Annotated in this window: 11 protein-coding genes; 9 read left to right on the forward strand and 2 right to left on the reverse strand. The window is 39.5% G+C overall.

The genetic code is table 11. The features are described from left to right. The first annotated feature begins 186 nt into the window (after positions 1-186). From CKK03_RS03405 to CKK03_RS03440, 8 genes are all read left to right on the forward strand, one after another. Positions 187-978, forward strand: coding sequence for an IclR family transcriptional regulator (locus tag CKK03_RS03405; protein ID WP_099361227.1), 792 nt, complete (start codon positions 187-189; stop codon positions 976-978). Then, positions 975-1,748, forward strand: a complete 774-nt coding sequence (locus CKK03_RS03410; protein ID WP_099361228.1) for an SDR family NAD(P)-dependent oxidoreductase — start codon at positions 975-977, stop codon at positions 1,746-1,748. Before CKK03_RS03405 ends, CKK03_RS03410 begins: the two co-directional genes overlap by 4 nt. A gap of 14 nt (positions 1,749-1,762) precedes the next feature. Next, positions 1,763-2,665 (forward strand): fumarylacetoacetate hydrolase family protein, encoded by a 903-nt coding sequence (locus tag CKK03_RS03415; protein WP_099361229.1) that lies wholly within the window; start codon positions 1,763-1,765, stop codon positions 2,663-2,665. A 207-nt stretch (positions 2,666-2,872) separates the two neighbouring features. Then, a complete protein-coding gene (kdgT, locus tag CKK03_RS03420) occupies positions 2,873-3,868 on the forward strand; it encodes a 2-keto-3-deoxygluconate transporter (protein WP_099361230.1) in 996 nt (331 codons plus the stop codon). A gap of 255 nt (positions 3,869-4,123) precedes the next feature. Next, positions 4,124-5,026, forward strand: a complete 903-nt coding sequence (locus tag CKK03_RS03425) for a fumarylacetoacetate hydrolase family protein (RefSeq protein WP_099361231.1) — start codon at positions 4,124-4,126, stop codon at positions 5,024-5,026. A 27-nt stretch (positions 5,027-5,053) separates the two neighbouring features. Continuing rightward, positions 5,054-6,529 (forward strand): alpha-ketoglutaric semialdehyde dehydrogenase GucD, encoded by a 1,476-nt coding sequence (gucD, locus tag CKK03_RS03430; RefSeq protein ID WP_425432839.1) that lies wholly within the window; start codon positions 5,054-5,056, stop codon positions 6,527-6,529. Between the two features lie 315 nt (positions 6,530-6,844). Then, complete coding sequence (locus tag CKK03_RS03435; protein WP_099361233.1) at positions 6,845-7,747, forward strand: AEC family transporter; 903 nt, start codon at positions 6,845-6,847, stop codon at positions 7,745-7,747. 288 nt (positions 7,748-8,035) lie between these two features. Then, entirely contained in the window at positions 8,036-8,308 is a 273-nt protein-coding gene (locus tag CKK03_RS03440; RefSeq protein ID WP_099361234.1) for a hypothetical protein, read from the forward strand. A 78-nt stretch (positions 8,309-8,386) separates the two neighbouring features. Here CKK03_RS03440 and CKK03_RS03445 read toward each other — a convergent pair whose 3' ends face one another. Then, the gene (locus tag CKK03_RS03445; RefSeq protein ID WP_099361235.1) at positions 8,387-9,514 is read right to left on the reverse strand and encodes an Ig-like domain-containing protein; all 1,128 of its coding nucleotides are present in this window, start codon (positions 9,512-9,514) and stop codon (positions 8,387-8,389) included. 217 nt (positions 9,515-9,731) lie between these two features. On the opposite strand from CKK03_RS03445, the gene CKK03_RS03450 reads away from it, so the two are divergent. Further along, entirely contained in the window at positions 9,732-11,780 is a 2,049-nt protein-coding gene (locus tag CKK03_RS03450; RefSeq protein ID WP_099361236.1) for an outer membrane protein assembly factor BamB family protein, read from the forward strand. 248 nt (positions 11,781-12,028) lie between these two features. Here CKK03_RS03450 and CKK03_RS03455 read toward each other — a convergent pair whose 3' ends face one another. Next, positions 12,029-12,727 (reverse strand): FadR/GntR family transcriptional regulator, encoded by a 699-nt coding sequence (locus tag CKK03_RS03455; protein ID WP_099361237.1) that lies wholly within the window; start codon positions 12,725-12,727, stop codon positions 12,029-12,031. Between the last annotated feature and the right edge of the window lie 349 nt (positions 12,728-13,076).

Below are 13,076 nucleotides of genomic sequence, written 5' to 3' on the forward strand. Positions count from 1 at the left end.
GACAGGTCCCTCGTACAAATAAAAATATGGTAGGACAAGGGACTGTCCCCGTGACCCTAAAATGCAAGATTCGCTTAATTGTCAGAAATAAAATAAATAATTTGACTATTTTAAATAATAGTGATAAATTGGTTTTGGATACCAAATCAGGTTTATTATAGAAAACCAAAAAAAGGGGGTACTAGATTGGAAAAGAAATATTGGGTTCCAGCTTTAGAGCGAGCAGATAAAGTTCTCGACCTGATTGCGTATCGTCCAAACAAGTATAGATTAATAGATTTGTCCAAGGAATTGGATATGAACAAGAGCTCACTTTTTTCTATGTTGAACACCTTGGAGACCCTGGGGTGGGTCAAAAAGGATAGGGATGATACCTATTCGTTGGGCATGAGATTCGGATTATTTAGTACGTTGTATGTTAGCCAGTTTGATTTTGTTGATACATTTTTGATTGAGTCAGAAATTACAGTGTCAAAACTAGGCGAAACTGTGCAACTTTCAGTTCTTGACGGAACAGATATTCTCTATGTCGCCAAGAAAGAAGGGTACTCTCCAATACAAGTTGTATCAGGTCCGGGTATGAGATATCCTGCCCATGCAACTGCAATGGGAAAGGTACTGCTTTCCAAGTATGATTATCATGAACTTCAAGAGTTATATGCTGGGAAGAAGATGGAAGCTAAGACCCCATATACAATCCAGGCCTTGGATGAGCTTTGGGATCAAATCGAATCCCTCGAGGAAAATGGATATATTAGGGAATATCAAGAGGCTGTTGAGGGTTTCACTTGTATCAGCGTTCCAATCAGAAACAATATGGGAGAAATTATCGCAGCAATAAGTGTCACGATGCTTCCGGTGAACTGGGAACGGAAACAAAAGCAGGTGGAGCAGGAGATTCTGGATCTGGCCGACAGGATTTCACTAAAGGCAGGATACAGTAAAACTCAAAATATAGATAAAGGAGTGGTTAGATGAGACTTCAAGGAAAAGTAGCTTTGATTACTGGAGCAGGGTCTGGTATTGGAAGAGAAACTGCCCAGCTCTTCGCTAAAGAAGGTGCTCTGGTTGTTGTAAATGATTATTCTGAAGAAGGCGGTTTGGAGACGCTAGAGCTTATAAAGAACAATGGTGGGGAAGCAATCTTCATTCAAGCTGATGTGACAAAAGCGGATGAGGTTCAGCGAATGGTTGAGGAAATTATCAGCCGAACAGGGAAGATTGATGTTCTCTTCAATAACGCTGGAATCTCAGGAGTTGGCATGTTACATGAAACGAGTGAAGAACTCTGGGACAAAGTTGTAAACGTTAACATTAAGGGAGTCTACATGACTAGCAAGTATGTCATACCGCACATGATCGAGAGAAATGAAGGAGCAATCATTAACATGTCTTCTTGTATCGCGGAAATTGGACTGAAGCTCAGAGCTGTTTATGCAACAACTAAAGGAGCTGTCCTGTCATTGACGAAATCTATGCAGGTCGACTACGCTCCATACAATATTCGGGTAAATGCTCTACTCCCAGGGACAATCTTGACGCCTTTTGTAGAGAACTACCTAAAAAACTCCTACGATGATCCTGAAGAGGCTATTGAAGGGATTAAAAAGAGGCAGCTAAGCGGTAATCTTGGACGTCCGGATGATGTTGCAAAAGCAGCACTGTTTCTAGCTTCTGATGAATCTTCGTTTATGATGGGTGCACCGCTATATATCGATGGTGGAGTTGTATTTGGAAAAAATGCATAACTGGAGGGTTTGAAATGAAATTAGGAACGTATCTATACAACCAGCAAGAACGACTGGCTGTTAAATTAAACAATTCTCTAATTGATGTCGCAAAGACAGCTGAACAGAATAACTGGAATGAAGTGCCTGAAGATATCATGACTGTGATTAGCATGCCATCAGACGAGCTCAAACAATTCGAAGAACAGATTAAACAAGCTGTACATAACGGGCAGGCCACAGTGGTCAACGAAGATGAAGTAACCTGGGGCCCATGTGTTACACGACCACACAAAATTATCTGTGTTGGTTTGAATTACAAGAAACATGCTGATGAGACAAATGCACCATACCCAGAAGTTCCAATTCTTTTTAACAAATTTGACAACACTCTGACTGGTCATAATGCAGAAATCGAAATTCCGGGTGTTACAAATGAATTGGATTATGAAGTTGAGCTTGGTATTGTAATTGGCAAGGAAACGAAAAATGTTTCAGAGGAAGAAGCCCTTTCCCATGTATTTGGATATTGCGCTGTCAATGATTTGTCCGCACGAGACTTACAAATGAGAACGCCACAGTGGCTTCTCGGGAAATCTTGCGATGGCTTTAGCCCAGCGGGTCCCTACCTTGTCACATCGGATGAAGTTGGAAATCCAAACGATCTTTCACTTAAAACCTATGTGAATGGTGAACTTAGACAAAATTCAAACACATCGGATATGATTTTCTCATGTGCAGAAATTGTGAGCTATATTTCTAAACATATGACTCTAGTGCCAGGGGATCTGATTTTAACAGGAACACCAGAAGGCGTCGTTCTCGGACTTCCGCAAGAAGAGAGAGTATACATTCAACCTGGTGACGTAGTCACTGTTGAAATCGAGAAGCTTGGTACGCTAACCAATAAGTTTGTCGAAGAAAAAGTTCTCGTTTAATTGAAAACCCTTACTTATAACGTTGACTAAGAAAAGTAGTTTAGTAAGTTGATTGAAATGGAGAATACGGACCACAGGAAAAGCAAAGTTTGAAAAGACCAACTAGAGTAAAACAGCTAAGAAGACTTAAAGGAACATCATGTAAAGTTATGTGCCCGAAACAAAAAGAACCTTAAATTATTAGCTGTTTAAAAAGGAGGTCAAATTATGAAAATTAAAAAAACGATTGATAGAATTCCTGGTGGCTTGATGGTCGTTCCGCTCTTTATAGGAGCATTGCTGAATACGTTCTTCCCTAATTTAAGTAAATCTTTGGGATCCTTTACGTTTGGTCTTACATCTGGAACGGTTCCAATCCTGGCTGTTTGGTTCGTCTGTCTAGGAGCATCCATTCGCCTGAAGTCTACTGGCGTTGTCCTCAGAAAATCCGGGGTACTCTTGGTGACGAAATTAGGAGTTGCATGGGTTGTCGGCTTCGTAGCTTCTCATTATCTTGGTAACGGGATGATTGAATCAGGATTCTTCGCGGGTGTTTCTGCCCTCGCCCTAGTGGCAGCGATGGACATGACGAATACAGGTCTTTACGCTTCATTAATGGATCAATATGGAACGAAAGAAGAAGCCGGCGCATTCGTTCTCATGAACATTGAATCTGGGCCCTTAATGACAATGATTATTCTTGGTACTGCAGGAGTTGCATCATTCAACCCTCAAGTGTTGGTCGGTTTAATCTTACCATTCATCATCGGTTATATCCTTGGGAATCTAGATGAAGACTTACGTGAATTCCTTAGTCGTGCTATTCCAGTTCTGATACCTTTCTTCGCATTCTCACTCGGTAACGGTATTAAGTTGACGGTGCTCGCGGAAACAGGTCTATTTGGAATTATTCTCGGACTTTTGGTGATTGTCGTAACAGGTATACCTCTGATACTAGCAGATATCTTAGTTGGTAAGGGTAATGGTACTGCAGGGATTGCGGCTTCAAGTACTGCAGGTGCAGCCGTTGCAACACCACTATTGGTGGCTGAAATGGTTCCAGAACTTGCACCAGTAGCGCCTGCGGCGACAGCATTGGTTGCAACTTCACTGATTGTCACATCAATTGTAGTTCCAATCGTGACAGGTGTGTATCACAAGTTCGCTAACAAGAATCCGATTCTCAACAAACGAGTGGTCGATATATCAAAAAAGGCAGTGTGAAAAAATTGAATAATTGTATTCTAATGTACTCAAAAAAAGGCATCAACAGAAGTCGTTAATCGTTTTGTGGGGCAAATCGATTAATTGAATGACATCTATTGATACCAACACATACACATCTATTATACTATCAAACAATTAAAATAAACAAAAGTGACTTGAAAGGGGGGATTGATATGGATTTGATTCCTCATTTCGAATCCCCCTTATTTTATAAAAAATAACTAAAAAAATGTTCCGAAAGGGGTATTGTTCATGAAAATTATCCGTTACCGAAAAGAAGAAGAGCAGATTCTTGCGGCGGTCACATCAGATGGTGTGATTTATCCGCTTCCTTATGAAGGTTTTATTGAAATCACTCGTGATGCAAAAGCTCACCAAACATCTGTCTTAGCTTTTGTGGAGGGAAAAGTGTCAACCCTTCTACCAGTAGACTATGGAATGGAAGAAGTTGAACTGCTAGTGCCAATCGAAGCTCCTGAAGTATGGGCAGCAGGGGTGACATACGAAAAGAGTAAAGAAGCGAGAAACTATGAAGCAACGAACGGAAAGCTGGATGCGCAAACATTTTACGATAAAGTGTACGATGCGCAACGCCCGGAAATCTTTTTGAAGTCAACTATTAATCGTACCGTAGGTCCAAATCAAGATGTATATATTAGAAGTGATTCGAACTGGCAGATCCCTGAGCCTGAACTCGGACTAGTAGTCAATGGAGATGGAGAAATCCTCGCTTACACCATCGGAAATGATATGAGTTGCCGTGACATTGAGGGTGAAAATCCGCTGTATCTACCGCAAGCGAAAATCTGGAAGCAATCCTGCTCAATTGGACCAGCATTGTTATTAGCAGAATCAGTTGAGGATGCCTATCAATTGGATATTATTTGCAGAATCTATCGAGACAATCAGTTGGTGTTCGAGGGGACTGCTAATACCCGCCAGTTAAAGCGAAAGTATGATGAGTTGGTTTCTTATCTAACTAGGGAAAATATCATTTTTGATGGAACAGTTCTGTTGACTGGCACATGTATCGTTCCGCCGAATGATTTTACCTTACAGGACGGAGACAAAGTCGAAATTGAGATTCCTGAAATCGGAATCCTAAGAAACCCAGTGAAAAAACAGCAACCGAGCAAAGTTCTCGTGGCTGAATAAATAAAAACACGAATTGATCAGGAGGTAATGAAAGTGAAAGTAGAAACAGAAACAATTACGTACAGCAATTTCATTAACAATGAATGGGTCAAATCGGATTCAAATGAATTGATCAAAAGTATTAATCCAGCAAACAAGTACGAAACTGTAGGGTATGTACAAAAGTCTACGGTTGAGAATCTTGAAAAAGCGGTGCAAGCAGCTCACAAAGCTAAGAAGGCATGGCGCCGGATTGGCCAGGCAGCACGTGGCCAACTCCTCTATAAGGTTGCAAATATTCTCGAAGAAAACATCGAAGAAATTGCTGAATCTATGACTCGGGAAATGGGTAAAACACTTCCGGAAGCAAAGGGTGAAACAGCCCGTGGAGTCGCCATTCTTCGCTATTATGCAGGTGAGGGCATGCGAAAAGAAGGAGATGTCATTCCTTCGTCTGATAGTGAAGCTCTTATGTTCACGAAGAGAACTCCACTTGGTGTCGTAGGAGTCATCACTCCGTGGAACTTCCCAGTTGCTATTCCAATTTGGAAGATTGCTCCTGCTCTTGTTTATGGCAATACGATTGTGTTTAAGCCAGCATCAGAGGCTGCGGTGACGGCTGCGAAAGTGGTGGAGTGCTTTGAGAAAGCTGGACTTCCTGCAGGTGTTCTGAACTTTATTACAGGTTCAGGTTCGGTTGTAGGGCAGGCCCTCATTGATCATCCGCTGCTAAACGGAATTACGTTTACTGGTTCTGAAGCCATTGGCAGAGGTGTTGCTAAGTCGGCATCTGCAAGAGGCATCAAGTTTCAGACTGAGATGGGCGGTAAGAACCCAGTTATCGTGACGAAGGACGCAAACCTCGACCAAGCGGTGGAAGCCGTAATCAGTGGTGGATTCCGTTCCTCTGGCCAAAAATGTACAGCATCCAGCCGAGTGATCGTGGAAGCGCCGGTATACAAGGCATTCAAAGCAAAACTCATTCAGGAGACTGAAAAAATTAAAGTGGGCAACGGCTTACAGGAAGGCATTTGGATGGGTCCATCTGCTAGCGAAAGCCAATTAAATACCGTAAAAAGTTATATCGAAAAAGGTCAAGAGGAAGGCGCGTCTCTCATATTTGGAGGCAATATTCCTGAAGGTGAAGAGTTCGAAAATGGATTCTACATTACTCCTGCAATCTTCGATGATGTGACTCCAGAGATGGCAATTGCGCAAGATGAAATCTTTGGCCCTGTTATTGCCTTGATCAAAGTTGAGGATATAGAGGAAGCGATTGATGTTGCGAACAATACGAAGTACGGCTTGAGTGCATCCATCTTTACGTCGAATATTAGTAATATCCTAGAATTTGTTGAAGAAATCGAAGCTGGTCTTGTAAGAATCAATGCTGAGAGTGCTGGTGTTGAGCTACAAGCACCATTCGGTGGAATGAAATCGTCTAGTTCCGGTTCACGTGAGCAGGGAGAGGCTGCGAAGGAATTTTACACAGCAATCAAAACAGTCTTCGTCAAAGGTTGCTAAAACAATTCTATTATATTAGATGAACAAAAAAAGAGGCACCTTCTTCTATTTATAGTGTGGTTGTATATTAACACTACTTTAGGAGGAAGGTGTCTCCTTAAGTTAGGGACAGGTCCCTCGTTCCAAAAACACGGGGTTCGAACAATATATTCGAATCTCAATGGCCCGATTATGGAGTAATCTCTACGAATCGGGCCATTTTTAATAGGGTCAGGTCTGTTGTTTCAGTAAAAAACATGGTGGGTCAAGGGACCTATCCCCTTGACCCACTGTGATAGAATAAGATATTAGTATAAATATGGAAGGAAATCTCAGATGGAGTTATTATTAATTGTTTTACCTGCATTCCTAATATTCACTACAGGATTTATTGGGCAAAAGGCCCTCAAATTTGATATTAAATCGATTTCAAAGTTATCTCTATATTTGTTATTACCTTTTTTAACATTTGATACGTTTTATACGAATCAATTAAACGCGGATTATTTTTATATGTTTGTTTTTACAGTAATACTTACTATTATGTTAGTCGGTTTTACCTTCTTGACTGGAAAGCTATTAAAGGTAGATCGACCACATATGTCTGCCTTGCAGCTAGGGAGTATTTTTCCGAACAGCGGGAATTATGGAGCGCCAGTGGCATTATTTGCATTTGGAGCGTTGGCCTTTGATTATGCCATCATTATAATGGTGATTCATGCCTTTTTAATCAATTCTTTGGGCATTTTTCTTGCATCCCTCGGTGGGGAAAACTCATCTGGACTAAAAGGGGCATTAATTCGGTTAATCCGTATGCCGGTCATGTACGGTGCTATACTAGGGATAATCTTTCAGATTGCTAATATACCATTACCATCCACGATCATAGATGGAATAAGTATGGTAGGGAGTGCATCCATTCCAGTCGTAATGTTAATTCTAGGAATGCAATTGGCTGAAATCAAACCACAAAAATTCAATATAAAATATGTGAGTAGTATTACACTATTACGTATGGTCGTCTCACCGCTTCTTGCTGTGGCTTTAGTTCAGATCATGCCCGTTAGTGAGCTCATTAAACAGGTTTTTATTCTCTTGGCTGCCATGCCAGTCGCAGCAAATACAACCATGTTAGCTGTCCAATTCGATTGCAAACCAGATTTAATCTCATTTACAACCTTAGTTACAACTTTGCTTAGCTTGATTTCAATTCCTTTCGTAATCTTTTTGCTTGGTTAATTGGTAATGAACTGTTATCTCGTTAGATTACATTGCTAGAAATGAGATAGATGCGAATATTTATTCTTTGAGCTGCATATTTAACGACGTCTAAATTATTAATGTGTTGTACTCTACAAGTGTCTTTTGGAATCGATTATATATTGAGATCGTGAATTTTTATGCAGGAAAAATAACCCTTTTTGTAGAATATTGTAATTTATTGTTGATACCATTTAGTAGTAAACATTGAATTTATAAGATATCCAACGTGGTTTACGATATTCGAAAGAAGGTAAGGGAAAAGAAATGGAAAGAATACTAACTTTGAGTAACGATGAGAAATCAGACTTATTAAATCTGGTAAATGGGAGACTGGAAACAAAAAATAGACTATTAAAGTTAATCCTAATGAACCCAGACAAAAATATGGATGTTTTGGAGCGGCGTAAAAAGCAATCTCGATATGAAGAACAAATTTATCTACTTGAGGATATAAAAGGTAGGGTTATCTCCTGTACGAGTACAGAAGACATTCAAAGGATTAATACTATGATTGATTACTATAAATCAATAGATTGAAGGAATGGGACGGAGGGACAGGTCCCTCGTCCCAATAGGAAAAAAACGGTAGGTCGCAGGACCTGTCCCCGTGACCCACTACTGGGTTGCTTTTATTTGATTCGGTTCATTTTTTTCTGGAAGTGGAATGAAGTCTGATGTTAATGTGTCTCCCAGGTTAATTTCATGTTCTGAATATCCCCTAAAATTTATTTGATAAAAGCTTGGATTATCTTCCCAGACATCCTTTGGTAATGTTACGACAAAGGTACCGTCTCGTTGTGGAACTGTAATGGAATAGTTTGTGTTATTGTGAGTGTTCAAGCCAATTAACACGCCTTTATAGAGAGCGCCCTTGGCATCTGTCGCAACAAGAGTAGGCGGTTCGTCCTTAATGATGGTTCCTTCTTCAGGCAGTACTATATCAAGCTTTATTCCAAAATCGTCAGGAAAAAGAAATGCTTTTCCCTCAGGTAAGGTGTACGTGATATTCTTGCTTGGCACATACACGTTTAAATAATGGTTTTCATCGTCTTCGGGTATGTAGTACATGGCATATTCTCCATTTTCGTTACTAGGGTCAGACATTGAAAATCCTTCCACACCGTCACGACGAATGTTAACCGTAGCTCCTTCAACAGGATTTCCGTTTGAGTCTTTAATGGTTCCGATAATCGGGAATTTCTCTACTCCGAACTTTGGAAACTCTTCACCTTCATTTAAAACCGCGCGAGCAAATACATCTACTAAACGATTATCTTCTTTATTTTCCTCCACTTTATCGATTTCGATTGGAAAATAAACCATTAATTCCTGTTCTAATGCTAATAAGTCCTTTTTCAGTTCTTCAGATAAAGCTTTCCCATTAATAGTTGCCTCATCTAGGGATGAAACATGAACGATATCTCTTTCAATAATGTTGGTATCTAATAGAATCGAGAATTCGCCATTGGCATCTGTAGTCGTTTTTCTTTTATTCGACACTTGAATGACAGCATCCATAACAGGCTTGTCATCTACCGAAAGTTTCCCCTTTGTGAGCTTTTGATGGGAACTATCCATTTTCCAGCTCTCGTATGGGAACATGTTTTGTTCCAATTTTAAAGAGACTTTGGCAATTTGGGACTCTTTTTCACCCGTTTTTTCACCACTATTCATACAAGCCGAAAGAACTAAAGTAAAAATGGTTACAAAAAGTAAATGCAGGTATTTAGATCCTCTTTTCATGTTAATTCCTCCTAATTACATAGTCTGAAGGTGAAACGCTATGCCAAAAGAACTATTCTGTCCTATGAAACGCCTATATCCCTACATCTATACACATTTGATAAAGAAAAAGAACTATTTTGAAAAAACTAAATATTGAATAATTTTAAGTGACATCTAATATACATGTTCTTGAAATGTAATTGTTAGAAAATTTTAATAATAGGAGGGATTTAGATTGGGAAAAAAGTTAAGGTTTAGTACTGCTATTATAGCCTCTGCCATGTTGATGTTAGCTGCATGTCAGTCACAGCCCGAAGTAAAAGAGCCTGAAGAAAAGGAGCCTCCGAAAAAAATAGAAGAAAAGGTTGAGGAAAAAGAGGTGAATGAGGACTTTCCGTCATTTGGTTACGACTTAGGACTAACTCGACATGTTCCCTTTGATGAAATTACGAAAGAAAACGTGAAGGAACTAGGTCTTATTTGGAGTAAAAAATTTAAAGAAATCAATCCAGATATTCCGAATGGTAACCAAAATTACCCGGTTGTCGTTGATGGGGTTGCTTACGTGACAACAAGCATGAACTTTGTGTATGCCTTTGATGCATTAACTGGTGATGTCATTTGGGAGTGGGTTCCTCCTAAAGAAATCACTGAGAATGCTGAACGCACAGGTATGCCAAATTCTAACCGTGGTGTTGCTGTTGCAGATGGTAAAGTTTTTATGATTACAAATAATGTTGGGGTAGTATCCATTGATCAAAAAACAGGCGAAACCATTAATTATGTGAAAATTAGTGAATTCTATCCTGATGTCACACCTGAAAATGGATACTATGAAACAACAGCACCAACTTACTTTGACGGGAAAATTTTTGTGGGTTCATCAGGTGGTGATAACGGTGTTCGTGGTTTTGAAATGGCATTTAATGCTAGTGATTTAACACCAGCATGGGATGAACCATTCTGGACTGTGCCGCCAAAAGGTGAAGATTGGTTAGCAGATGGGTTATTTGGTGGTGGTGGAGCTGTTTGGATGGCACCAAGTGTTGACGAAGAAACAGGAACACTTTATTTCTCTGCGGGAAATCCAGCACCTGACTTTTATGGTGAAAAACGACCTGGTGCAAACCCACATACAAACTCCGTACTGGCAGTCGACGCGGATACGGGGAAATTAAAATGGGCGCAACAACAAATATCTCATGATCTTTGGGACTATGATACAGCCGATAGCCCAACCGTTTATACTGCAACCATTAATGGTGATAAACGCCGTGTTGTTGCTGTTGGTACAAAAGGTGGGGAATGGTTCGTCTATGATGCCAAATCAGGAGATTCAATCTATAAAAATGTACCATTTGCTAAAATTGATCATCCCGACCCTACACCAGAAGGTACATTGGTTTATCCAGGTATTTTAGGTGGCCAAAACTATGCACCGAATACGTATGATCCGGTATTAAATTATGATCTAATCCCTTCTATTGAACAAGGTGCCATTCTTAAAGTCGCTAAAAATGAAGAAGAAGCTTCCGAAGTTGGTAAAGGCGGAGCCCAAGCCATGGGTACATCCTACGCACCACCTGCCGATGAAGACGCGTATGGTACCATTACCGCTTTTGACTTAAACACAGGGAAACAAGTATGGCAAATTGAAACGCCGGATGCGCAGCGCGGAGGTTTAACAAGTACAGCTGCTGGCCTTACTTTCTATGGTGAATTAGATGGTAAAGTAAATGCGTTAGATACGGCAACAGGTGAGATTCTGTGGACCTATCAAACAACAGGTCAAACCATCTCAGCTGCACCATCTATTTTCGTAATAGATGGTAAACAATATATCATGATCACGTCAGCGGGTAGCGATCCTCAAGTATTTGTATTTGCTTTAGGTGGAGAGCCATCACAAGCTGAAGCAGGAGAAACGGAAGAAGCTGGGGACCCACATGCAGCCCATGAAGAAGAAAAAAATGAAGAGCCTAGCACATCAGAACCTGCTACCACTGAAGCAAATGGTAAAGTCATCGAAATAAATCTTACTGCGAAGAATTTCGAATTTGATCCTCAAGAAGTTCAAGCAAAAGTAGGGGATACCATTCGCTTCACAATGAATAATGATTCTGGACTACACGGTATCGCTCTTGATGAATTTGGAATGAACCTTAAAGAAGGCGAAACCTTTGAATTCGTGGTCACAAAAGCCGGAGAATTCCAATACTACTGCAGCATCCCATGTGGCCCAGGCCACGACAACATGACCGGAACTCTAATCGTAACTGAATAAAGGGGCACAGGGATCTGTGAACTATACCTCAAATTTTAGACTGTTATAAAAAGGCTCAGGCTGTTAAAAGATGATTCCGGTTATGAACCGGGGTCATCTTTTTTAATTCCCATTGATATCGTTTAATAGTGTGGAACTTTTAATAGAAAATAGAGTTCTTGGCAAGCAAACAAATACTATTAAACAACAAGTTTAATAGTAAATAGGAAGGGTCTAAACTAAACTGTTTAGACCTAATTTAAGTGAGTTTATTTTAATTGTTTATAAAATTTCTTTGCCCCAGTAAAATTTAAATCAATAGCTTCCTTTACCTCTTCAAGATTGCGTTGTTTAATGGCTTTAATTAATTTTGTACGAGAGTTAATACTGTTCTCCCGTGCACCAGGGACATTTAAGATTTTTACCATAGATTGATGGCGAAGATGGACAATAGTCTGCATTAACTTGTTATAGATTTTATTGCCGCTACATGAACCCATATATAGATCAAAGTCGTCTAATAACCGTTGAAATTCCTCTTTGTTATTTTTTGGTGAGTTCTTTAATTCTTTCATAATATTATCTAAAACTGTAATCTCATTTTCTGTCATTCGATCAGCAGCTTCTAAATAAACCTCAGACTCAATTAACTTCCTTGCAGCATAAACTTCCTCCAAATTATTCACTTCATTATGATACATCCAAAGAATAGTCTCAGCGGGCAGTACAGACTCTTTAGCGCTTACAAAACTGCCTTCACCTGGTTTGATTTCTATCAAGCCAATAAGTGCAAGGGCTCTTAGAGACTCTCGTATTCGTCCTCTATTTACCTGGAATTCTTCTGCTAATAATCGTTCATTTGGAAGTTTGTCTCCGGGTTTTAATTCATTTGAGATAATCCATGATGCAACTTGTTCTAAAATTTGCTCAGTTAAAGTTACTCTTTTAATTGGATTGATTTTTACCATATACAACACCCTTAGTGAATGAAATTTTTATTGGTACCACCAGAATACCATAATGTAAGCAAGAATAGAATTAAAATGATTAGGAATACTCATAGCAAATATTTCATGGGTAAAAAGAGTAGGCAAGAAGGGAATGATACTGTATTAATAAATTAATTAATTTAAAAAAGTTAGAAAATTTGTTGAAAACAAAAAAGTTACGTGATAACATCTAGTTACTGGTACTACCACCGTATATTTTTCATATTTTATGAAAGCGGTTTATTGATAGTAACACTTATAAAAATAATAGCCTAAGGAGGGTTTCGAATAAATATTCTGTAGTTATGTTTTTTTATGTTTACTGGTA

Origin of the sequence: Fredinandcohnia onubensis (assembly GCF_002734215.1) — a bacterium.
GTDB classification, from domain to species: domain Bacteria; phylum Bacillota; class Bacilli; order Bacillales; family Bacillaceae_L; genus Ferdinandcohnia; species Ferdinandcohnia onubensis.